General features: G+C 41.6%; 18 protein-coding genes and 1 CRISPR repeat array. Of the genes, 12 read left to right on the top strand and 6 right to left on the bottom strand.

Annotation, left to right across the window (positions count from 1 at the left end; translation table 11 throughout):
• The first annotated feature begins 19 nt into the window (after positions 1–19).
• Entirely contained in the window at positions 20–676 is a 657-nt protein-coding gene (locus tag V7L07_RS15795; RefSeq protein WP_335059340.1) for a phosphoribosylanthranilate isomerase, read from the top strand.
• A 303-nt stretch (positions 677–979) separates the two neighbouring features.
• Here the strand turns inward: V7L07_RS15795 and folE are convergent, their stop codons facing one another.
• The 5 genes from folE to V7L07_RS15770 form a co-directional block, all read right to left on the bottom strand.
• Positions 980–1,687 carry a GTP cyclohydrolase I FolE gene (folE, locus tag V7L07_RS15790; protein ID WP_335059338.1) on the bottom strand — a complete coding sequence of 236 codons (708 nt, stop codon included), beginning with the start codon at positions 1,685–1,687 and terminating at the stop codon, positions 980–982.
• 98 nt (positions 1,688–1,785) lie between these two features.
• Positions 1,786–2,511 carry an SDR family oxidoreductase gene (locus V7L07_RS15785; protein ID WP_335059336.1) on the bottom strand — a complete coding sequence of 242 codons (726 nt, stop codon included), beginning with the start codon at positions 2,509–2,511 and terminating at the stop codon, positions 1,786–1,788.
• Positions 2,512–2,866: 355 nt separating this feature from the next.
• Positions 2,867–3,847 carry an acetyl-CoA carboxylase carboxyltransferase subunit alpha gene (locus V7L07_RS15780; protein ID WP_179065201.1) on the bottom strand — a complete coding sequence of 327 codons (981 nt, stop codon included), beginning with the start codon at positions 3,845–3,847 and terminating at the stop codon, positions 2,867–2,869.
• A 141-nt stretch (positions 3,848–3,988) separates the two neighbouring features.
• Complete coding sequence (locus tag V7L07_RS15775) at positions 3,989–5,008, bottom strand: long-chain acyl-[acyl-carrier-protein] reductase (protein WP_179065202.1); 1,020 nt, start codon at positions 5,006–5,008, stop codon at positions 3,989–3,991.
• A 154-nt stretch (positions 5,009–5,162) separates the two neighbouring features.
• Positions 5,163–5,861, bottom strand: coding sequence for an aldehyde oxygenase (deformylating) (locus V7L07_RS15770; protein ID WP_335059334.1), 699 nt, complete (start codon positions 5,859–5,861; stop codon positions 5,163–5,165).
• A gap of 180 nt (positions 5,862–6,041) precedes the next feature.
• On the opposite strand from V7L07_RS15770, the gene V7L07_RS15765 reads away from it, so the two are divergent.
• The 3 genes from V7L07_RS15765 (at position 6,042) to V7L07_RS15755 (ending at position 10,702) form a co-directional block, all read left to right on the top strand.
• Positions 6,042–6,869 carry a carbohydrate ABC transporter permease gene (locus tag V7L07_RS15765; protein WP_335059332.1) on the top strand — a complete coding sequence of 276 codons (828 nt, stop codon included), beginning with the start codon at positions 6,042–6,044 and terminating at the stop codon, positions 6,867–6,869.
• Between the two features lie 123 nt (positions 6,870–6,992).
• Positions 6,993–7,193 (top strand): hypothetical protein, encoded by a 201-nt coding sequence (locus V7L07_RS15760; protein ID WP_335059330.1) that lies wholly within the window; start codon positions 6,993–6,995, stop codon positions 7,191–7,193.
• A 356-nt stretch (positions 7,194–7,549) separates the two neighbouring features.
• Entirely contained in the window at positions 7,550–10,702 is a 3,153-nt protein-coding gene (locus tag V7L07_RS15755) for a plasmid replication protein, CyRepA1 family (RefSeq protein WP_335059328.1), read from the top strand.
• Positions 10,703–10,782: 80 nt separating this feature from the next.
• On the opposite strand, the gene V7L07_RS15750 is transcribed toward V7L07_RS15755, so the two are convergent.
• A complete protein-coding gene (locus V7L07_RS15750) occupies positions 10,783–11,769 on the bottom strand; it encodes a helix-turn-helix transcriptional regulator (protein ID WP_335059326.1) in 987 nt (328 codons plus the stop codon).
• Positions 11,770–11,889: 120 nt separating this feature from the next.
• Here V7L07_RS15750 and V7L07_RS33495 point away from each other — a divergent pair, with 120 nt between their 5' ends.
• The 8 genes from V7L07_RS33495 to cas1 all read left to right on the top strand — a co-directional run bounded on the left by V7L07_RS33495 (position 11,890) and on the right by cas1 (position 23,869).
• Positions 11,890–12,066, top strand: coding sequence for a DUF6888 family protein (locus tag V7L07_RS33495; RefSeq protein ID WP_442936060.1), 177 nt, complete (start codon positions 11,890–11,892; stop codon positions 12,064–12,066).
• A gap of 237 nt (positions 12,067–12,303) precedes the next feature.
• Positions 12,304–14,090: direct repeats of the CRISPR family, unit length 37 nt; unit sequence GTTTCAATCCCGTTGCCGGGAATCATTTATTTGAAAG.
• 357 nt (positions 14,091–14,447) lie between these two features.
• Positions 14,448–16,583, top strand: coding sequence for a type I-D CRISPR-associated helicase Cas3' (gene cas3, locus V7L07_RS15745; protein ID WP_335059324.1), 2,136 nt, complete (start codon positions 14,448–14,450; stop codon positions 16,581–16,583).
• Between the two features lie 60 nt (positions 16,584–16,643).
• Entirely contained in the window at positions 16,644–19,565 is a 2,922-nt protein-coding gene (gene cas10d / locus V7L07_RS15740) for a type I-D CRISPR-associated protein Cas10d/Csc3 (RefSeq protein ID WP_335059322.1), read from the top strand.
• A gap of 49 nt (positions 19,566–19,614) precedes the next feature.
• Positions 19,615–20,619 (top strand): type I-D CRISPR-associated protein Cas7/Csc2, encoded by a 1,005-nt coding sequence (gene cas7d / locus V7L07_RS15735; protein WP_335059320.1) that lies wholly within the window; start codon positions 19,615–19,617, stop codon positions 20,617–20,619.
• 325 nt (positions 20,620–20,944) lie between these two features.
• Positions 20,945–21,736, top strand: a complete 792-nt coding sequence (gene cas5d, locus V7L07_RS15730; RefSeq protein ID WP_335059318.1) for a type I-D CRISPR-associated protein Cas5/Csc1 — start codon at positions 20,945–20,947, stop codon at positions 21,734–21,736.
• Positions 21,705–22,544: a CRISPR system precrRNA processing endoribonuclease RAMP protein Cas6 gene (gene cas6 / locus V7L07_RS15725; protein WP_335059316.1), complete on the top strand. Its 840-nt coding sequence runs from the start codon at positions 21,705–21,707 to the stop codon at positions 22,542–22,544. The genes cas5d and cas6 overlap by 32 nt, the downstream gene beginning before the upstream one ends.
• A gap of 8 nt (positions 22,545–22,552) precedes the next feature.
• Positions 22,553–23,137, top strand: a complete 585-nt coding sequence (gene cas4 / locus V7L07_RS15720; RefSeq protein WP_335059313.1) for a CRISPR-associated protein Cas4 — start codon at positions 22,553–22,555, stop codon at positions 23,135–23,137.
• 3 nt (positions 23,138–23,140) lie between these two features.
• Positions 23,141–23,869 carry a CRISPR-associated endonuclease Cas1 gene (cas1, locus tag V7L07_RS15715; protein WP_335059311.1) on the top strand — a complete coding sequence of 243 codons (729 nt, stop codon included), beginning with the start codon at positions 23,141–23,143 and terminating at the stop codon, positions 23,867–23,869.
• Positions 23,870–23,895: the final 26 nt, after the last annotated feature.

The raw sequence follows: 23,895 nt of genomic DNA, 5'->3' as shown, positions 1-23,895 counted from the left end.
TTAAATTTGTTAGATTTTCATGCGCGTTAAGATTTGCGGCATTACCCAACCACAACAGTCTATAGCGATCGCCTCTCTGGGCGCAACGGCACTGGGATTTATTTGTGTGCCAACCTCACCTCGTTACGTGACTACATCCCAAATTCGGGCAGCAGTGGCAGAACTACCGACAAATATTGACAAAATTGGGGTTTTTGCCAACGCTAGTATCTCTAAAATTATTCAGATAGTTCTCGATTCTGGGTTGACTGGTGTGCAGTTACACGGAGATGAATCAGCAAATTTTTGCGACCAAGTACGTCAAGCTTTGCCCAATGTCGAAATTATTAAAGCACTGAGAATTCGTAGTCTTGAGCATCTAGAGACAGCGACTAATTACACAAAATACGTAGATACTTTATTACTTGATGCTTACCATCCGCAACAACTGGGGGGTACAGGCAAAACTTTAGATTGGACGATGCTAGAACAATTTAGCCCTAGTTGTCCTTGGTTTTTAGCAGGAGGACTAACAGCCGATAATATTGTGGAAGCCCTAAATCAGCTTAATCCTAGCGGCATTGATTTATCTAGTAGTGTGGAACGGACACCAGGAGATAAGGATTTAGATAAAGTAGCACTTCTATTTCAGAGTCTAAAGAACATTGAGTTACTAAGACCATTGGTGTCAACTTAAGCTGAAACTCCTTTAAAACCTCGTTTCCAGCCTCCGGCTGGAAATGCAACTCAAAAGCGGCTCTGCCGCCAGTAAGGGAGGCGGAGCCTCAACGAAGAGCATTCCCAGTCTCCGACTGGGAACGAGGCAATCTAAAAGCTAGTTCTAGACTGCTTTCACGTTAAGTTGACACCAATGAGCATTGCTGTAACCCTACCGTGTGGTCTATTTATCTGAAAATAGCTGTAACTCCTAACTCAGCACGGGCTAAACGCCCCGCTACCGCTAACAGCACTCCTAACTCAGCACTCATTCACTCAGCACTCAAAAAAATGCCGCTTGGTGGCGAATTAAGTTAAAAAATTCTTCGCGCGTTTTGTGATCCTCTTGGAATACACCAACCATTGCGCTAGTGACAGTCCAAGAACCTGGTTTTTGGACGCCCCGCATCACCATGCACATGTGGCTAGCTTCCATCACAACGGCTACGCCTTGAGGTTCTAGAATGGTCTGGATTGCTTCGGCAATTTGGCGGGTTAACCTCTCCTGCACTTGCAAGCGGCGAGAATACATCTCAACAATCCGGGCTAGCTTACTTAGTCCGACAACTTTTTGGTTGGGGATATAAGCAACGTGCGCTCTACCCATAAATGGCAGCATGTGATGTTCACACAAACTAAAGAAATTAATATCTCTAACTAGTACCATCTCGCTATGTCCTTCATCAAAGATGGCATCGTTAACGAGTTCTTCAAGAGATTGGTTATAGCCACTGGTAAGAAACCGCATTGCCTCGGCGACTCGTTTGGGTGTTTTCAGGAGTCCTTCGCGTTCAGGATCTTCGCCAACGCCCAATATTATTGCTCGCACGGCATCCTTCATTTCCTCAAGTTGTTCCTCTTTTGGCGGGAACACATCCGCTTGTCGCCCGTTATGAGTATTGCGATCCGGTCTAGGAGTTATGGCTTCTGCCAAGTCGGGAATCAGAGGCGATTGAGAGCAATTGGAACCGTTGGAACTAGCAATAGTCATGATTCAGTCTTGGTTATGATTTTGTCATTAGTCATTGGTCATTGGTCATTAGTCATTGGTCATTAGTCATTTGCAAAAGACAAATGATCAAGGACTAATTAGAGTGCGCCAGCGCTGGGCATCAAGGTCAATTCATCAATAACTGCCTGTTGTGGTAACAGAACAGTGTAGAGAATTGATTGGGCCACAATTTCCGGGGTTAACATTTTGGAACGGTCTAAGTTGACGTGGACTGTTTCTGTATCCCAAAGTTCAGTATTGACTGCGCCGGGACAGATAGCTGTGACACGAATGCCGTGGGTGCGTTCTTCTTGTGCCAGGGTTTGAGAGAGGGCTATCAAACCAGCTTTGCTGACGCTGTATGCTCCCCAACCGGGAAAGGGTTGCTTGGCGGCAATTGAGGCGACGTTAATAATTGTGCCTGTGCCGCGATCGCGCATTGAAGGTAAAATCCCCACAATGCATCCAAACACGCTGGTAAGATTCAAGTTAATTACCTGCTGCCAGTCTTCTAGGGGAGTTTCGCTCAAAGTGCCTGTATAGGCTATGCCAGCACTGTTTACCAGAATATCTATATCACCAAAGTCAAGGGCGATCGCTTGGATCTTGTCTTTGACTTCGGAGATCCGCGCTAAATCTACAGCGTAAGCTTTCGCTTCCACCCCAGTATGCTCTACGGCTTCTCTTACTGCCTCCAACTTATCCAAAGAACGGCTGACTAAGGCAATATCTATTCCCGCTTTCGCAAAGGCTAAAGCCGTTGCTTTCCCAATTCCACTACTTGCCCCAGTAATCAGGGCGCGTCGTTTTTGCTCAACACTCATGGTGTCTCCCAATTTTTTGGCAGTTCCCAAAGCCTATTACCATCCAATTATTTACACTTTTCGGTTTGGATAGATTAAAGGAATCTAAAAATCTGATGATTTCCATTAAGCAAATGCTATGATGCAGCACAATAGTACCCATATTGTGGGTTTTACTAATGAATACAACAAATCATTGCCTGGAAAACCAAGCCCTACATTTAAATTAGATTATTTACACAATACAAAACCCACTCAATCAAATTGAGTAGATTTGCCAAATATGCAAATGCCTATGGCTAGATTGTTAAAAATCTTTAAGCACATAGGCAATTATAGCATTGCTGCTTTACTAATCAATCATTATGCAGTGTTGTTAGTGGGCAACTTCTGTAAAAACCCCAATTTTGCGGAATTTTTCGTAGCGCAGTTGGCGGCGCTCTGGAGCGGTTAAACGATTGAGTTCGTCCAAATTTTCCATCAGCACTTGCTTGAGAGTAGTTGCGGCTTTTAAAGGATCGGAATGAGCGCCACCAGTAGGTTCAGGCAGTATTTGGTCAATAATTCCCAACTTTTTCAGGTCGTGGGAAATAATTTTCAGAGCCACGGCGGCTTGGGGAGCCTTACCAGCATCTTTCCACAAAATAGCGGCGCAGGCTTCGGGGGTGGCAACGGTGTAAACAGAGTGTTCAAACATGAGTAGGCGATCGCCTACACCAATACCTAGTGCCCCACCGGAACCACCTTCACCAATAACTGTGCAGATAATTGGCACATCCAGGCAAAACATTTCCCGTAAGTTGTAAGCGATCGCTTCTCCTTGACCTTGGTGTTCTGCTTCTACCCCAGACCAAGCTCCCGGCGTATCGATAAAAGTTAGTATCGGCATACTAAACTTATTGGCGTGTTCCATCAACCGCATAGCTTTGCGGTAGCCGCCAGGGTAAGGCATTCCAAAGTTACGGGCAATATTGTCTTTAGTATCGCGGCCCTTTTGATGACCCAACATCACCACAGGTTGTCCACTCAGACGGCCGACACCACCAACTAAAGCCGGATCGTCACCACCACAGCGATCGCCATGCAGTTCCATCCATTCATCACTAATAGCTTGAATGTAATCGAGAGTACTGGGGCGACGCGGATGACGAGCGACTTGCAATCGCTGAGATGGGGATAGAGTACTGAAAATCTCCTCACGCAGTTGCATAGCGCGTGCCTCTAGTTTGCGAATTTCACCAGAAACATCGACGCCATTTTCTTCTGCAAGTTGCCGAATCTGATCGATTCGGTTTGCGAGTTCTGCTAGGGGTTTTTCAAAATCTAACAGTAGCGGTTTACGCTCAGTAGTTGCCATAGTTAGGGATGAGGATTGGGGATTGGGGATTGGGGATTGGGGATTGGGGATTGGGGATTAGGGATTAGGGATTGGAGATTCAGAAGTATTTCCAAATCCCCAGTACCCAGTAACTAGTACCAAGTCCCCAGTCCCCAGTCCCTAAACCAAAAGTGGTCTAAATCCATGTTTTACTGACACCTTACCAATTTGCTCCATTTTGTCTACGGTAATCTGATTCCGTCCCCACGAAAAGTTCGTGTATAACTTCTCAAATTCCAGCAGCATTGATTCGGCAAAACAAGCAAACAACTGGCGTGCTGGAACATCCATATTGACGATTTTCATGATTTTCCAGTCAATATCCAGAGAATGCTCGACAATTCCACCATTTAACACGTGTACGCCAGGGTGCTGAATTTTCGTTGCTAAGTTTTTAGGATAGCCACCATCAATTAACAAACAGGGTTGCTTCAAAGTGGTAGGGTCAATTTCCACGCCTCTGGGCATACTGGCAACCCAAACGACAACATCAGCTTGGGGCAGTGCTTCTGTCAAACCCATGATTTTCCCGCGTCCTAGTTCGTCTTGCAAGGCTTTGAGACGTTCTTGATCGCGGGCGATCAACAAAAGTTCTTTGACATCTGTTTTTGCATCTAGCCAACGTGTAACAGCACTGCCAATATCCCCAGTTGCGCCACAGATTGCAACAGTCGCGTTTGACATTTCAATTCCCAGTTGTTTTGAGGCTTCTTCCACCTGCTTACAAATAATGTAGGCAGTATGCGTGTTTCCGGTGGTGAAGCGTTCAAACTCTAGTTTAATGTTGCGGACTTGGCTAAACTGTTCTAACTTAAAGTTTTCAAAAATAATTGAGGAAAATCCGCCTAAAGCTGTGATGTTAATGCCATGCTTTTGTGCATGGGCCATAGCGTTAAGGATTTTGCGTGTTGCGGCTTTGATGCGGCGACTAGCTAGCATTTCCGGCAAAAAGCAAGATTCTACATACCGTCCTTCAATTTGTTGCCCAGTTACACTGGTGACAATAATGGTATCAACAATTTGCGGCGGGGCGCTGCACCAAAAGTCTAGACCTTGATCGGCATATTCTGGGTATCCCAATTCTTGAGCTACCGCTTGAGCGTGTTCTAAACTAGTCAGATGTCCAATTAGACCAAACATGTAGTGATATTAGGCTTATGCTGTCTTGAGGCGTGGAATAAAAGTGAGTGCTGAGTGCTGAGTGCTGAGGCAGTATTAAGTAAAAAAGAAGGAAAAAGTTCAGATAATTTCTTCATTCTTAACTCACAACTCAGTACTCATAACTCGGCACTCTTTAAGCGGCTATGAGTCCGTAGGCTGACAAGCGCATGATGTCACGAGTCGTAAAACCTATGTTACTCAATGCTTCACCGTATTGAATCATAAAGTCTTCTACTAAAGCATCTTTTTCCATTGCCATTGTGTGGGCATCACCTTCTACTTGGTTGAGCATTCTCCAGACGATGGGTAGGTTATGGCGATTTGCAAGTTCAAGTTCAGCTTTGGCTTCTGTGAAATGTTCTTTCAACCAAACTTCTCCAAAGTTGAGATGACTGTATTCTTCTTTGACTACTCCCTCAGTTATTTTGCGGGCAAAAGCGTCGGCGACGGGGATGTAAATGTTATATGCTGCGATCGCAAAACATTCGATAATCAAAGACTGAATCAACAGACAAGTAACTACCTTCCCTTCTGCGGCTGCTGTTTGGAAATTCTGGTGTAGTCCAGAGAAAAATTCCTTGGCGAATTGCAAATCTGGGGTGACATCCAAATTGCGTCCACAAGCTTCAAACCCTTTCTTGTGGCGGCTTTCCATTTTGGAGAGGCGAATTAAATCATCATGAGATTCCGGCAGCAGTCCCGCTAATGTGATGTAATTTTCATGGGCTTCTTGTTCCCCTTCAATTACGATCGCATTAATCCGGCTATAAGCATCTTTGTATGTTTCGCTCTGGAAATCTAATTCTTTAAATTGGTCTGCAAGCTGCTGCATGGTTATGTTTACTCCTGTAAACCTGAATTATTTGACACCAGGATTCAATTTACCCTATGAACTGAGGGTAACAATCTCTGTGGTTTAATTTAACTTAACAAGTAGACTATGTTTATAGATTAATGGTTGCTGGGGGCAATGCTCTAGTACTAGCGAAATAAATGCTTTGCGGCTCAAATTATGTCTAAACCAAACCTGAATGTGAAATCTGGTGATTTTTTGAGCCTAGTAATCTTACTGCTAGGGGCATTTATCGTTCTACTACCGCTATTTGTGGTCTTTCTCACCTCCTTTGCACCAACCGCCGCCAGCCCCGAAAATTTATCCAAAAATAACTGGTCTTTAGCAAATTACCGCATTGCGTGGCAACAGGGAAAATTTTTGCTGGCGTTTGCTAATTCTACCTTGGTAGCGATCGCTGTGACGGCGTTTCAGATTGTCACTTCTGCTTTGGCTGGTTATGCCCTAGCCCGGTTGAAGTTTCGGGGACGCCAAGCACTGCTATTAGTCGTTTTAGCAACTTTAGTGATTCCCTTTCAGCTATTGGTGATTCCCATCTTTTTGGTTTTGAAGTGGGGACACTTGATAAATACTTATGGGGCACTCATTTTACCCACTGCGGTCAACGGATTTGGGATTTTCTTATTACGTCAATATTTCCAGACAATTCCTGTAGAGTTAGAGGAAGCCGCAGCTATAGATGGGGCGAACCGACTGCAAATTTTGTGGCGGGTGATGTTACCTTTAGCCCGTCCGGCGTTAGTGACGTTGTTTTTATTCACCTTCATCGGTGAGTGGAATGATTTGTTTAAGCCTTTAGTGTTTACGACACGACCAGAATTAAGGACTGTACAACTGGCGTTGGCTGAGTTTCAAGAGCAATTTACAAATAATTGGCCCTTGATGATGGCAGCAGTGACGATCGCAACAGTTCCAGTGATGGTATTATTTCTCATCGGTCAGCGTCAGTTTATTCAGGGTATTGCAGCGACAGGCATTAAAAATTAGTGGCGAAACTGGGCATAAAAATAAATCCGGCAGGAAAACATGAATTTTTGTGACATTTAGCGTAATCCTTGCTAGCTAAACTGGAGCAATAACTGTACACCTCCTCACCAAAGAAATACAGTTATGAGTTCTCAACCAGTCATAGACCCTCAAATATTACAGCAGTTACAACAAGAGATTCAGCAGAAATTGAGTGAAAGCTTACAAAAGGCTGACTTACACTCAGTACTTGAGAAGTACGGCATATTAGAGGATAGAGTATTGAGAATTCATTGGCAGTGTGATTTCGACCAAAAGCAACTCGAATCTGATGATGCTAGTTGATAAACAGTGACCCAAGACATTATTGGCAGTGACTCCAAGAGTTTGAGTACCAGAAATTGTGTTAATTGTGTATCCCTTGCTCATCATACCGATACCTGTAGCTAGCCTCTGGCGATCGCATTCCTTCACACAGAAATTTACTGATAAATCAAAATTAAAATCGAACAAATATCACAATACAAAAATATTACTTTGGGGATCTAATAGGTAGAATAACCCACTAGATTCTTAACCGATGTGTCTCCTGTAACGAAGTAAAAAAAGCATCATAAAAGCCTCGCAATCTCTCTTATAGAAAAAAAGCAGATGCATGTTAGTGTTTTAATCTCATTGACTTTCCCTTTGGGCTTTTCCCTATGCATCTGCACTATTTACACCCCCAACACCTTGAAGAATTAGTCAAGAGTAGTGGTATAGACTTACACTTAGTGCAACTCAATTTTAAGTCACTCCAAGGCGTAACAGCTTATGAGTACCTATTGATTTCTGAGCTACTCCCCCGCACCAATACCGGAATGTTGAAAGCTGGATGGTTGCAGCGTTATGCTCATATCACTGAAGGTGGTTGGTGGTGTTCGGGACTAGACCCTCTGAATAATTGGCAAATGATGGAATGGGGATGCTTTAAGCCAAACCAACCCCGACAAAATCACAATGGCAAGTCCATCAAATACGAGCATCCCCCCAGCACACCAACGCGGGTGTTTTGTTTGCGGGTAACTTTGCCAGTGTGGCAGCAAGTGGCTGGGCGTTACAATCTGGTCATGCCTGACAATATCTCCATTACTCCTGATGGTGAAGCTGGAGGCTTTTGGCAATGGGTGATGCAACAGAACATTCCCCTAATTATCTGCGAGGGTGTAAAGAAAGCAGCTACCTTGTTGACGCAAGGATATGTAGCTATTGCCATTCCTGGAATTACCAGTGGTTATCGGGTTGTTAAAGATGAGTTTGGCAAAGTCACCCGTCGTCAGCTAATTCCTGATTTAGCAGCCTTTGCAATTACAAAACGCAGCTTTTACATTTGCTTTGATTTTGAAACTCAGCCCAAGACAATCGCTGCTGTAAATAATGCTATTTCTCAACTTGGTTGTTTATTCCAGCAAAAAAATTGCCCTGTTAAAGTTATCGAACTTCCAGGAATGGAAAAAGGGGTTGATGAATTTATTATTGCTAAAGGTGCAAGTAGTTTCGAGAAAGTTTATCGCCAAAGTGTTGATTTAGAAATTTATCTTGCTCAAACCAAACCACACACCGAGTTAAACATTCCGGCTGCACTCACCTTCAACCGTCCTTATATAGGTGAAATCCCTTTCCCCACTTCGGGATTAGTCGGGGTAAAATCAGCCAAAGGAACGGGAAAAACTACCGCATTACAAAGCGTTGTTCAGCAGGCGAAAAGTAGAAAACAACCAGTTTTATTAATTACTCATAGAATCCTGCTTGGAAGATTTTTGTGTGAAAAAATTGGTATCCAATGGGGAACAAATAAAGAAAATGGGGATAAAAAAATTGATCAAACACTTACCCCCGCTCCTCCTATCCTCCGCTCTCCTTTTCCTCAACAATCTCTGGGCTTGTGTGTAGATTCGATTTGGAAACTTAACCCGGAAAACTGGCACGGGGCAATAGTAATTTTAGATGAAGTAGAGCAATCTCTATGGCATCTGTTAAACAGTAATACTTGTAAACACAAGCGGGTAAAAATATTAAAATTATTCCAGCAACTAATTGCTACAGTTTTAACAACTGGAGGGTTAGTAATTGCCCAAGATGCTGATTTATCAGATGTTTCGCTAGAATATTTACAGGGATTGGCAGGAATTAAATTAACACCTTGGGTAGTTCTCAACCAGTGGAAGCCTCAGCATGGTTGGGATGTGACTTTTTATGATTCGCCGAATCCAACACCATTAATTCACCAATTAGAATTAGATTTACTTGCTGGACGTAAATGTTATGTCACTACCGATAGTCGCGCTGGGCGTTATAGTTGTGAAACAATTGAACGTTATTTAAAAGAGCGACTACAAAAATTACGGCGACAGTTTCCTAAAACTCTGGTAGTTAGTAGTCACACTACAAATACACCTGGTCACGCAGCAGTTGATTTTATTGCTGCGATTAATCAAAAAATATCTGAATATGACGGCGTTTTTGTTACCCCTAGCCTCGGTACAGGAATTAGTATTGATGTCCAACATTTCGACCGAGTTTATGGCATTTTTCAAGGGGTAATTCCTGACTCAGAAGCAAGACAAGCTTTAGCAAGAGTCAGAGATGATGTGCCGCGTATTGTTTGGTGCGCTAAACGAGGTATTGGTCTAATTGGTAGTGGGAGTACAAATTATCGCTTGTTATCTGATTGGTATCAGGAAAATCAAAAAGAAAACTTAGCTTTGCTGAGTCCGTTACATAAAATAGATGTGGATTTACCTTTAGTTTATGACCCGATTCATTTGCGAACTTGGGCGAAGTTATCTGCAAGGGTAAATGCTTCTATCCGCCTTTACCGTCAATCGATGCAAGATGGTTTAGTTGCTGATGGTCATCAAATTCAGATGCGGAGTAATGCAGTCCACAATAATATTATTCGAGATTTACGCCTGGCCTTTTTGGCTACTGATGTAAATGATTTAGCTACCCGCAGAAGATTAGTTTTAGAAATTGTCAAAGTTCAAAAAGATTGGGCACAAAGCCGTCAAAAAGCTAAAGAAATTAAACGTAAAATCAAAGAGATTAAGCAGCAAAATCAACTATCATTAGCAACTGCTGTAGCTAATGCTAAAGATATCGACTATGTAGAATATGAGCAATTGTTAGTGAAGCATTCCCTAACTGATGGAGAACGGAATCAAATCAACAAATATGTTATTAGACAAAGGTATGGTGTGGAAGCTACTCCGTGGCTAAAGTTGCAGGATGACCAAGGATATTATCGTCAACTTTTAATTCACTATTATTTAACTCACGAGAGCGAATATTTTCATGTTAGAGATGAGCAAGAATGGCATCAGCAATTGTCTTGGGGTGAAGGGAAAGTTTTTCTCCCAGATTTAAAAACTTACACGCTCAAAGTTGAGGCGATGAGAGCATTAGGAATGCTTCAGTTTATTGAAGAAAAACGAGAGTTTTCTGAGAATGAGCCAGATTTGATATTGCTAAAAAATGTTGCTTTTCAGCATAGTAAGCATATTAAAAGAGCGCTTGGGATTAATTTAGTTGGTGATAAAGAGCAGGTTTCAGCAATAAAAATACTCAGCCGGCTATTAAATTTGTTGGGTTTGAAGTTGAAGCGAGTCAATGAGGTTTATCAAATTGATTTAGAAACCCTAGATGATGGCAGAGAGAAAATATTTGCTGTTTGGCATCAACGCGATGAGTTGATGTTGGCTCATGTTAAGAGTGTTGGTTATGAGTTATCTGATTATTCTTCAGACTGGAAGTTTGAAATTATGCAAATGAAGCCTGAAAAGGTAGAACATATAGCAATCCTAAATAAATTGTGAAAATCGAGAGACTAAGAACCACGACTTCTTTGAGAAGTCGTGGTTCTTATTAAACTTGACAGACTATTACTGAGGAACCTTTAATTTTTACTGTTTTCATCTGATGATAATTTTTTCCATATCTTCTCGTACTCTTTTTTAATTTCATCAGCTAAGTTTTGTGGACTTAATATTTGAGCATTGACCCCATATTTTAAGATGCGCTGGCGAAACCAAAACCAATAATCTACTGTTGCTTCGATGTCACAGAAATTTCCTTCTGGGTCGCTGTCAATAATCGTTTCATCCTTGCGTCGAGGTTGATAATTAGATAGTTGTCCACTCGTGCGATAGCAGATTTTCAATGTGGGAAAGTCACAAGATACCCAATGAGTATCGGATGCAGCACCAACGCTGGCGATTTTGTCAAGGCGAAAGATATGATTTTGGTCGATGTTATGCCAATAGTCAAACCGCCAAGAACGCCAATCAGGGATAAATGCAAATAGGTACAAAACACCATCGTGTAGTCGCAATTCTGAACGGTCAATATCCCAGATTCGCCCTTCTGCTCCTGGTTTACTTTGATAACGAATAGTATAGCGACATTGTTGCACAAGGCGTTCTTGGAGTTGGCGAACGATGATATCTAATTTATTTTCGCTATAGTCAACAGGAGGACTAAAATTAACTTTAATAAACGCTGGAATATCCGACTCTGTTAAGTTACCGATGCGTTGAATTTGGCTTGCTTGCGCCGAGAAGCCCATATCAGCTAGGAAATATGCGGCTACTGCAAGGGCTTCTCGCTGTTTGGTAGAGAGAAGTACGGGAAAATTTGATTCGACTAGTTCGTAGGGGCTGTGAGTTCCACTTTTAATTTCAATACCGCAGTCTCTAAGTTTGCGAATCGTGCGGGTAAGTTTTTGCTTAACATCAGCATTATCAGCAGATTTAGCGTGTTTTTCTAGAAAAATTGAGAGTAAATCTGCTAATTCTTCGCGCCACCGTGGCTTTTCGGCTAGAAGTCTCAGGATTTCCAGAGTAAAGGCGATTTGGTTGTAATTGCCGTCACTTTTGGAGGACATATTTTAGAAAGATACAAGCAAGAAATATTGCAATCAAAAAATGATTATATAGCAATCCTAATTAAGTTTTGAGAAAATACGGGATTCCAAAAAGCTTATGGTAAGGGAGTTGAGGAAATTTTGAATCATAAAGGAGGTGAAATAGAGCCAACGCCAGAGCAGCTGAAATCCTTTTACCGTATGTCGGTGAGGATGAGCAATCTGCTGCGACCAATAAATCTGGTGCGAATGGACGAAAGGACAAAACGCGTAGTAATGTTACGTGAGTTCGACGAACCTCTCCCTGCCTTGAACTAAAGTTCAAGTCTGTCCCTCTCCGAGTCGGAGAGGGACGGTTTTGCGTAGTAAAACCTTCTTAGAGGTTTTTTGATTGAGCAAATTGGGTAGATATTATATGAGCAATCGAATTCACGTTAATGTTAATCGGGGAGACAATGGACATCTCCAGAAAAGAAAAAAGACCCCTCTCCAAACCTCTCCCCGAAACGGAGAGAGGCTTTAAAACCCCCATTCCCTACAAGGGAAGGGATGTTTGTTTCAATCCCGTTGCCGGGAATCATTTATTTGAAAGTCGGATTAAAGAGAAGGGCAGCCAAGCGGCGGTTGCGTTTCAATCCCGTTGCCGGGAATCATTTATTTGAAAGTTATACGTCGTTATCTGTGACGTTAAAAACGACGTGTTTCAATCCCGTTGCCGGGAATCATTTATTTGAAAGCCCTCCCTCCAGCAGTAGCGATAGTACCAGTATTTATGTTTCAATCCCGTTGCCGGGAATCATTTATTTGAAAGTTGAATGCGATCGCATGGCTGCAATGTCGCCAGGTTTCAATCCCGTTGCCGGGAATCATTTATTTGAAAGCGGCTGGCGCAGCAGGGAATTTAAAACGATCAGAGGTTTCAATCCCGTTGCCGGGAATCATTTATTTGAAAGTTTAGGATTCCCTTGCCACTGATTCTTCGACTTTCGTTTCAATCCCGTTGCCGGGAATCATTTATTTGAAAGAGGGCGAAGATTGCATTACGACGACAGGATAATCCGTTTCAATCCCGTTGCCGGGAATCATTTATTTGAAAGAGATGGAACTCTATAATCCGCGCTCTGGCTAAATGTTTCAATCCCGTTGCCGGGAATCATTTATTTGAAAGCCATCAGCATTTTGAACTGTAGTACCCCCAATATTACGTTTCAATCCCGTTGCCGGGAATCATTTATTTGAAAGACAGATACGGGAACTGCAACTCAACCTACTATAACGTTTCAATCCCGTTGCCGGGAATCATTTATTTGAAAGTCGATGGTGACACGAAATAGACGATCCCTATGCAAATAGTTTCAATCCCGTTGCCGGGAATCATTTATTTGAAAGTACTTCCCTCAATCTTGACATCTTTAAATCCAGAAAGTTTCAATCCCGTTGCCGGGAATCATTTATTTGAAAGAGTAACCCTCCAACTCCAGAAGCAGATCCAAATATCTGTTTCAATCCCGTTGCCGGGAATCATTTATTTGAAAGTCTCTAACTCACTAGCCAGCCTTTGCAGCATTTCGGTTTCAATCCCGTTGCCGGGAATCATTTATTTGAAAGAGGCGATCGCCCTCCTTTACCTAATACTGTTAAAGTTTCAATCCCGTTGCCGGGAATCATTTATTTGAAAGAAGGGACTCAGAGAGTTTATGGGTAATAAATGTAAAGTTTCAATCCCGTTGCCGGGAATCATTTATTTGAAAGTTCCCTGTGCCCGCAATTGGGTCAGTAATTGTTTGGGGCGGTTTCAATCCCGTTGCCGGGAATCATTTATTTGAAAGGCGATCGCGCTTTGCACCCATGCAGAAGGAATGAATAGTTTCAATCCCGTTGCCGGGAATCATTTATTTGAAAGTTGATTGACACTCGCCGCGCTCCTGGCGCTCGGTTTCAATCCCGTTGCCGGGAATCATTTATTTGAAAGTACTTCCAGTTATCCGAACATTACATAGATGTGATTGTTTCAATCCCGTTGCCGGGAATCATTTATTTGAAAGTTTCTTGGTCAGAGATGGTGAAACAATGTCGTAAAAGTTTCAATCCCGTTGCCGGGAATCATTTATTTGAAAGTTTACAACTGATCCATCGGTCAATTGTGCCGCGCTTAAGTTTCAATCCCGTTGCCGGGAATCATTTATTTGAAAGATTGGTCGGCACTGAGCGCGTGATTATCGTCGAAGAGGTTTCAATCCCGTTGCCGGGAATCATTTATTTGAAAGTCGCAGGTGACGTGAAACGGACGATCCCTATGTGTTTAGTTTCAATCCCGTTGCCGGGAATCATTTATTTGAAAGACCGCGAGCCACACCCTAATTATAGACCAAGTTCTAGAAGCAATTTTGGCAAGACTGTTTTAAAAGTCCATTTCAGACATTGCTAACAGCGAAGCAAAAAATACTCAAAACGCTGAAACTATTGATTTGTCAAGGTTCTGTCGATTTGGCGGGAGGTGGGGGGTTTTCGCCCGTGCTTTCCCGTGCCAAAAATTTTGCTTGCTTACAGATTATATAGCTTATTTTCTCACTTCGACAAAATGTAACTTTACAAAAGTTATCCACGATCAAGCAAAGAAAAAACATTGATATCAAATTTTGACTACAACATTTCCAAAACCAGTATTAAACTGGGTGCAATAACACAGGGTAAGTAAGGTGAAGCTTTTTTTACAACCTCTTTACTCTCAACTCAACCCAGGAGTTGAGAATTGTCCCCTTGGGTGTACCTCTGAATGTATTGTCGCTCAAAAGGCTCCCAAGCTCCAACCACCGCTTGGATGTGCTTGTCCTCTATCATCGCACCAAGCCAAGACTTATAAAGAAATTATACATGGAGATGCAGATATTATCTGTAATCAAGCTGCAACTGGTGATGGTAAGACGCTGGGTGCAAATTTACCAGGACTGATCAATCCTGATTTTCGGATTATGGGGTTGTATCCGACAATCGAACTGGTGGAAGACCAAGCCGAACAGCAATATCACTACAATCAGATGTTTGGTTTGGATGCTTCTCAACGAGTAGACCGTTTATTTGGTGCGGAATTAAGTCGGCGGGTTAAGCAAGCTGTTAAGAGTAACAAGTTTCAAGAATTGCTGTTGGCGATTCAACAAAAACCAATTTTGCTGACTAATCCTGATATTTTCCATTACATCACTCACTTTCAATATTTTGATCCGGCTGATGGTAGAGATAGACTACCGTTGGTATTGGCGGAATGGCCTGATTTGTGGGTGTTTGATGAGTTTCATATTTTTGGTAGTCATCAAGAAACTGCTGCTTTAAATAGTTTGGCTTTCATTCGTCGCAGCCAAGAAAATCAATCTCGTCCCAGACGTTTTTTGTTTACTTCTGCAACGCCAAAAGCTGATTTTATTGAACAATTACGCAAAGCAGGCTTTAAGGTGGCTACGGTTGAGGGAGTTTATGCAAGTGAGGAAACAACTGGGTTTCGCCAAATTCTGCAAGCTGTGGAATTAGAGTTTGTGGAATTAGCCAAGGATGCAGATACGCAGACATGGTTAAAAGAAATGATTCCCACCATTCAGCAAATTCTGAATGCGGAGTCAAAAGCGAGGGGATTGATTATTGTGAATTCGGTGGCGAAAGCTGGACAGGTGACTCGTTTACTGAAAGCTTTATTACCGGGGGTTATCGTTCAAGAAATTAGCGGACGCATCGATCGCCAGCAAAGATTACAGGTGCAAAGTGACTTGAAAGACGCTGAACAACCTGTTTTAGTTGTCGGTACATCTGCGGTTGATGTGGGTGTGGATTTTAAAATTCACCTGTTGATTTTTGAAAGCAGTGATTCGGCGACGGTGATGCAGCGTTTGGGACGCTTGGGTAGACATCCCGGTTTTAACGCTTACACAGCATTTATTTTGGTTCCGGGTCATACTCCTTGGGTGATGGCCAGATTGCAAGAAAAACTTAGTGTCAATCAAAGGGTAACGCGAGATAGTTTAGCAGATGCGATCGCTACTGCATTTGATCCCCCCAAGGAGTTTGAAAAATATCGCCAGCGTTGGGGTGCATTGCAAGCACAGGGGATGTTTTCGCGGATGACTCAAGAGAATGGGAAAGTTAGTCAGGTAGTGCGCGATCGCATGACGGAAGACTTGCAGCGCGTATATTCTCAAGATTTGGAATCAGCACGTAAACAGTGGTTTGCAATGCAAAATAACCCTGTTGGTCAAGCCACCCAAAAACAACTTTTAAGTTTTCGCGGAGGTTCAACCCTACAAGCTGCGGTTTGGGATGGCAATAACTTTTACACTTATGATTTACTACGCTTATTACCTTATGCACTGGTAGAAATTATTAACCGCGAGACATTTTTAAATGCAGCCAATAAATCAGGACGCGGTGAAGAAGAATTTCCAGAGGATTTCATCAACGTTTATCTTCGCATTCAGTCATGGGTTGACGAGCGAATTAATAATATTAGTTTGCAATCAAATTGTCCAAGTAGCGAATTAAAGTTTGGCGAACTTTTTTTGATAGATAAATTAAGCTTAATTGGACATCCTCAATCTGACGTAGTTACTTGTTTACGGCAAAAGAAACTACTTACTTTTTTAGTGCCAGTCAACAAAAATAAATTAAGTAGCCACTGGGAAGTTAGCCGTACCCTTAATCTCAGTCCGTTATTTGGTTTACATCGTTTAGTTGATGCAAGCGAAGAAGCTTATGCTTGTGCATTCAATCAAGATGCATTACTTCTCGAAGCTTTAAAGTGGCGGTTAAAAAAATTCACCAGTACCCGCTTTGAATCTTCCATCTTTTAAAATTCCCCTCCGCGCACCTCTGCGCTTCCCTCAGCGTCCCTTTGCGTTTAAAAAAAAATTATGTCCACCTTACTCCAAACACTACTAATAGAAACTCTCCCCAAAGATACAGACCCAATTCTGCATTTATATATCGAAAAATTACTACCATCTCTCGAACAGGAATTTTCCTTAATTTCAGCCTTGGGTGGTTCTTACAAAGCACATTATCAAATATTATCTCAACTTAGCGACCCTTATGCTCAAGAAAAAGCAAAAAATTGGTCAAGTCGTGCCGATCAGAATCTACTAGTTCACGTTCTCAATGGCTTATTAACAGCTTGGAACATCAGTAAATATTTACCTCAACCTTTATCAGAAATTGAAAAATATCTACTCTGCTTAGGATTAACCTTGCACGACTACAACAAGTATTGCAACGGACAAGGAGAAGAAACACCGAAAAATTGGCAAGTCGAAGAAATTCTTAATCTCTGTCGTGATTTAGGAGAAAAACTCAACTTTCAATTATTTTGGCCAGAATGGCAGGAATATTTAACAGAAATTGCCTACTTGGCACAAAATACCCAAAACAAAGTCGGCACAAATATTTACCCTGCTAACTGGCCTCTTCCTAAAATTAAAGATCGTCGCCGTTTAGAAGTTCCCCTACGTCATCTGCTTGCTTTTGGTGATATTGCAGTACATTTTACCGATCCAGCAGATATTGATACGCAAACTGGAGGACAACGACTGCGGGAAAGATTGCGGTATTTAAATATTAATAAAAGCTTGGTTTATCATCGCTTGCGAGATACCATTGGTATTTTGAGTAATGGTATTCATAATGCCACAATGAACTTTGCCAAACAACTAAATTGGGAGCCAATTTTATTTTTTGCTCAAGGTGTAATTTATCTAGCACCAGCAGATATTGAAACTCCAGATATTCACGAACTCCAAGAATTTATTTGGAGTCAAATTAGCGGAGTTTTGGGTAGTAAAATGTTGGGTGGAGATATTGGTTTTAAGCGTGATGGGAAGGGTTTAAAAGTAGCACCACAAACATTAGAGTTATTTTCCCCAGCCGAATTAATTCCGAAACTTCCACGGGTAATTGAGGTCAAAGTCGCAAATATCAAAGACCCTGCAACCCCAAAACGATTGGAGAAATTATCTTTAACTGAAACTGAGCGAGAATTTCTCAATCAAGGTGCGGATATTCGTGCTGATAGAATCGCTGAATTTATTTTTCTCACTCAAAAAGAATTTTTTGGTGATTCAACTGAATATATCAATTGGATACTAAATAAATTAGGAATTCAAGACAAAATTTTACCCGAACAAACCCAAATTCAATCAGGTGGTGTAAATTATGGCTGGTATCATGCAGCAGCATATTATGTTGCGAATCATGCAACTTTCAAACCAGAAGATATTGCAGAACGCATTGAAATTTGGGCGGAAGATTTAGCTAATTGGGCGAGTGAAAATAACTTATTACCATCACATTCTAGCCCGATTCGTGAGATTTTCTCTGATTATTTAGCGCAATATTTAGAAGTTAAAGGATGGGAAAGTAATCATCCGTCATTTTGTGCAGAGTTTACAGCTTATGCTGATGCTAAAACAAAGCTTGCTAAACAACCAATTTGTTCTTTAAGTTCTGGTGAGTTTGCATCTGAAGATCAGATGGATTCGGTAGTTTTATTTAAACCGCAGCAATATAGTAATAAAAATGCTCTTGGTGGTAGACAAATCAAACGAGGAATTTCCAAAATATATGCTCTAGAAATGTTATTGCGACAAGCTTTTTGGTCAGTACCAGCCGGAAAGTTAGAAGAACAACAGCCAGTATTTTTATATATTTTTCCTGCTTACGTTTATTCTCCACAGACGGCTGCTGCTATCAAATTGTTAGTCAATAATATGAAGTTTATCAATCTTTGGGATGTTCGTAAGCAATGGCTAGAGAAGGAGATGAATATTAATGCTTTGCAATCAATCCCTTGGTTAACTGATGAAGCTAAATTAGGACGATTTAATGAGGATAAATACAATAAAGAAGATTTACCTTTTATCGCCATGAGTTACACAACAACAAGGGGTAAAACACTCAGCGATGCTTGGGTACAACCAGCTTTCTTAGCGTTATCGCTGCCTATATTACTAGGAGTAAAGGTCATAGCTACTAGTAGTTCAGTGCCAATTTATAATAGCGATCGCGATTTTAAAGAGTCTGTAATTCTCGATGCACCTGCATCATTTTGGAACTTACTCGGCTTGTCTAATTCCTTGCGGATTCAGGATTTTGAAAATGCTATGCAACGGCTTTTAATTGCCTACAGTTTGCATTTAGATACTTGCAGTTCGCCGCCAGATGCTAAGTGGCGAGATTTAATTAAAACAGTCCGAGAGGTGACAACAAATGTACTCAATATTTTTTGTTTAGCAACAGAAGGATTACGGCGTGATAAACGAGATATACCTAGCCAAGAAGAAGTTAAACGTTATTGGCAATACGCCCAAATCTGGGTAAAACATGATAAATCAGAAACAAATGAAGGAGTTTATCTGATGACATTAATTGAAAAATTGGTAAAACAATATCGCGTGTTTTATCAAGCAAACCTTGGCGAATCGAGTCACACAATCTTACTACCCATATCCAAAGCATTGGAAATAATTTTGTCAGTTCCCCAACAAGTTGATGTGGATGATTTAATTTTGCAAGCTTCTGGACAAATTAAAGATGCTTTGGCGCGTCAAGAAGTTTATAAACGTCCTTTAATGATGGATAAATCAACAGATAGAACCACAAGAGAAGAACGGGAATTAACTGCAATCCATACGTTTATGACAACCTGTGTCCGCGAATTATTTTTGGAACTTTATAAAGGCGATCGCGCTTTATTACAAGAGAACCGTAACCGGATTAAATCGGGTGCTGAATTTGCTTATCGCTGGTTAGCTTTGCAAGAAAAATCTGCAAAAGTATCCTAACTTTTCATTTTTTATTACCCTCTCAATCTAAATTATCAGGAGCAAAATCATGAGCATTCTCACAACCTTAAAATCTGAATTTAAATCGGCATTTCCCCGCTTGGCTTCTGGGAAATATATTCACTTCATTCTGTTACGTCATAGTCAATCATTCCCTGTATTCCAAACAGATGGAATTCTCAACACTGCACGCACCCAAGCGGGTTTAGGTGATACAGATGAAAGTAAAAAACAAATCAGTCGTTTGGTAATGTTTAAGCGCAAACAAACCACCCCGGAACGACTGGCTGGACGCGAATTACTGCGTGGTTTAAATCTTACCAGCGCTGATGAGGCAAATAAGGATAAACACTGTGAATATAATGGTGAGAAATCCTGTAAAAAATGTCCAGATTGTATTATTTATGGCTTTGCGATCGGTGATAGTGGTTCGGAACGTTCTAAAGTCTATTCTGACTCCGCTTTTTCTTTGAGTGCTTACGAAACATCTCATCGCAGTTTTACATTCAATGCACCCTTTGAAGGTGGAACAATGAGTGAAGCTGGAGAAATGCGAAGCAGTATTAACGAATTAGATCACGTTATTCCAGAGGTAACATTTCCCACAATAGAAACTCTACGCGACTCTACTTATGAAGGCTTTCTCTACGTTTTAGGGAATTTACTACGCACTAAAAGATATGGCGCTCAAGAATCGCGCACGGGAACAATGCGAAATTATCTGGCAGGGATTGCATTTTGCGATGGTGAAATATTTAGTAATTTGCATTTGACTCAAGCACTTCACGATGCTTTAAAAGGTGATATCGATGCTCCCATTAGTGATGTTTTACAACAGGTAGAAACGGTGGCAAATAATTTACTTAATGATGAACCTGTACGCAAAACAAAACTAGTTTTTGGTTCAGAGTTAGATGATTTAGTTGCTGAAGTTAACGCACTTTATCAAGATGAAGCGCGTTTATTAGAAACTATAACTTCACTATATGGGCAAACTAAAGTCTATTCAGAATCTTTTGGAGCTTTGAAAAAGAAAGGTAAAAGTAATTCGTAATTATCTCGGTTCCCAGTCTCCAGGCTGGGAATGCATTAGCTGGAGGCTCCACCTCCCATAAAATAAAAATGAGGCAGAGCTATGTAACCAGGAAGTGCATTAATAACACACCCTACTTGTAGAACATTGATTCAATCAAAAACCTAACCCCCCAGCCCCCTTCCCTACAAGGGAAGGGGGAGCAAAACTCCCCTTGGAAAAACTAAGGAGCAAAACTCCCCTCTCCGAGGCGGAGAGGGGTTGGGGGAGAGGTTCTTCCAGTAAATTAAGGTGCGTTAGCCTACGGCATAACACACGCTACTTCTACAATCAAAAATTGCTTGCTATGGCACTATATCACTGCACCTTGACGCTACATGATAACGTTTTCTTCGCTACGCGAGAGATGGGAATTCTCTATGAAACTGAAAAATATTTACATAATTGGGGACTGAGTTTTGCACTGTTTACTATTAATTACATTCCTCAACCCTACCGACTGCAAGGAGAATTAGCACAAAAACCAACATATTTAGATGCAAATGCTGAACAAAATTTACTCCATCTCAATCAAGCCGGAATTTATGTATTCCCCGCTCAACCTATCAGTTGGTCTTATCAAATTAATACTTTTAAATCGGCTCAAGTTGGGTATTATGGCAAGTCAAAACAGTTTGGCGATAAAGGTGCAGATAAAAATTATCCCATTAATTACGGAAGGGCTAAAGAATTAGCTGTAGGTAGCCAATATCGTACTTATATTATCGCCCCAGAAACTATCAAATTACCGCGTTGGATACGTTTGGGTAAATGGGCTTCAAAAATTAGAGTTGAAGCGGTAAAAATTCCTGATAAAGTCATCCAAAATAAATCTGGTGAATACACCTGTCTGCATCCTTTAAACCCGTTAGATTTGCCAACTTTGACTCGAATTCTACTTTATAACCGCATTGTTATGCCGCCTGTGAGTTTGGTAAGTCAGGCGCAGTTACATGGTGAATATTTAGTCACTAAAAAAGATGATTGGCAAGATTTTAAGTCAACATTGACTACACAGCAAAGTCAACAATTACCAGAAGAAATTCATCTACCAACAGGAATATTTTATGGAGCCGGAAACGTCGTTGCAGCAGCATAAATTTTCGACATTACATTCAATTGTTGTTGAACTTGCGGCTGCGGCTGTAGGGGATATCCCCGCTACTTTATCTCGTGCATTACACGCCCTAGTACTCAAATGGTTAGCAGCCGCAAACCCATCTGTAGCTGAAACTATCCATGCAAGTCAAAATCCACCATTGACTATTTCGCCTTTGTTAGGAAATCGCCGTCAAGCTGGGGTGCGGGTGGGAGATTATTTTTATTTTCGCATTAGTTTATTAGATGGGGCTTTAGTTGAACCGTTGATGCGCGGGTTTGAATGTTCGGAAACCCAGTCTTTAGTATTAGCAGATTTTCCGTTTGTACTGCGTCATCTCTACGCACTACCGGGAACACACCAATTAGCAGGTGCGGCTGATTATGCTTTATTATCTCATCCTCCACAGGTTTTAAATGATATTGAATTGCATTTTTTATCTGCTACTAGCTTCAAACAAAATAAAAATGTGCAGACATTTCCGCTACCTGAATTAGTGTTTAACTCGCTGCATCGGCGGTGGAATATTTTTGCACCGGAACAATATCATCTTCCTAATTGTGAATGGAATGCTTTGGTTACAGCCTACGAACTCAAAACCTATGCCCTGAAGATGGAAGGAGGTACGGAAGTTGGGGCGCAGGGTTGGGTATGTTACCGATTTAGTGATGCTGAAACGGCTCGAATTGCGACTATTTTGGCAAACTTTGCCTTCTTTGCTGGGGTAGGGCGTAAAACTGCGATGGGAATGGGACAGACGCAAATAGCAAATTCAAAATTCAAAATTCAAAATTCAAAAAAAAAGTGAAAAGATAAATGGACGAAAAATACTATCTACCCCTAGCTTATTTAAATGCTTGGGAATATTGCCCGCGTCGTTTTTTTCTGGAATACGAACTTGGGGAAAATGCCGATAACGAACATATAATTATTGGTCGTCATCTGCACCGCAATGTTGATGATGAAGGTAAGTCTGTTGAAGGCGATAAGGTAATTTATCGACATCAGTGGGTGTGGTGCGATCGCCTCTTAATCAACGGTATCATTGATGCGGTAGAAGAAATAGATCGCCAGTTAATCCCTTTAGAATTTAAAAAGGGACGCATGGCCAACCACCTCAGCGACCATTTTCAACTCTGCGGCGCGGCTTTGTGTCTAGAAGAACGCACCGGAGATTCCATTCCTTATGGAGAAATTTTTTACTACGCCAACCGCCGCCGCCAACGAGTAATTTTTACTCCCGAATTGCGACAAGCCACAGAACAAGCAATTCAGGCGGCGCGGGCTGCACTTGGCAAAGCAATGCCACCACCAATTGACCACCCGAAAAAGTGTCAAGATTGCAGCTTGCAGAAAATTTGCTTGCCAAAAGAAATCAAAAAATTACGTCTGGAGGTCTAAAATATGTCTATTCTCTACGTCACTCAACCCGATGCAGTTTTAAGTAAAGCTGCGGAAGCTTTTAAAGTCGCTTTAAAACAAGAAGATGGCAACTGGGAGAAAAAATCAGTTCCCGCCCAAACTGTCGAACAAGTCGTATTGATGGGGAATCCCCAGATGACTGGCGATGCTTTAGTATATGCTTTGGAATTGGGAATGCCTGTACATTACCTTTCTGGTTTTGGTAAATACTTGGGTTCGGCGCTTCCGGGATACTCGCGTAATGGTCAGTTGCGGCTGGCACAATATGCTGCTTACTGTGACGCTGCACATCGTTTAGAGATTGTCAAAACTATTGTGACGGGCAAAATCCACAATCAATATAGTGTTTTATATCGCCACGACCAAAAAGACAATCCCCTAAAATCTCGCAAACAGCTAGTTAAAGAAAAAACAACCCTCGATGAAGTCCGTGGGGTTGAAGGATTGGCAGCACGAGAATATTTTGCGGCTTGGTCGGTGATGCTTAAGGAACAATGGTCATTTAATGGCAGAAATCGTCGTCCTCCTACTGATGCGGTCAATGCTTTATTGGGGTTTGCTTATGGACTTTTGCAAGTTCAGGTAACGGCTGCGGTACATCTAGCTGGTTTAGACCCTTACGTTGGTTATTTGCACGAAGCCACTAGTGGTCTGTCAGTTTTCTATTTGTGGGTAAAGACGGTTGAGGCGGATGCGAGCATCTGCGGTTGAGAATTGCCAATCCACCGACAATTGCT

The organism is Nostoc sp. (assembly GCF_036916985.1).
GTDB lineage: Bacteria > Cyanobacteriota > Cyanobacteriia > Cyanobacteriales > Nostocaceae > Nostoc.
This window is presented reverse-complemented; position numbering and strand designations above follow the sequence as displayed.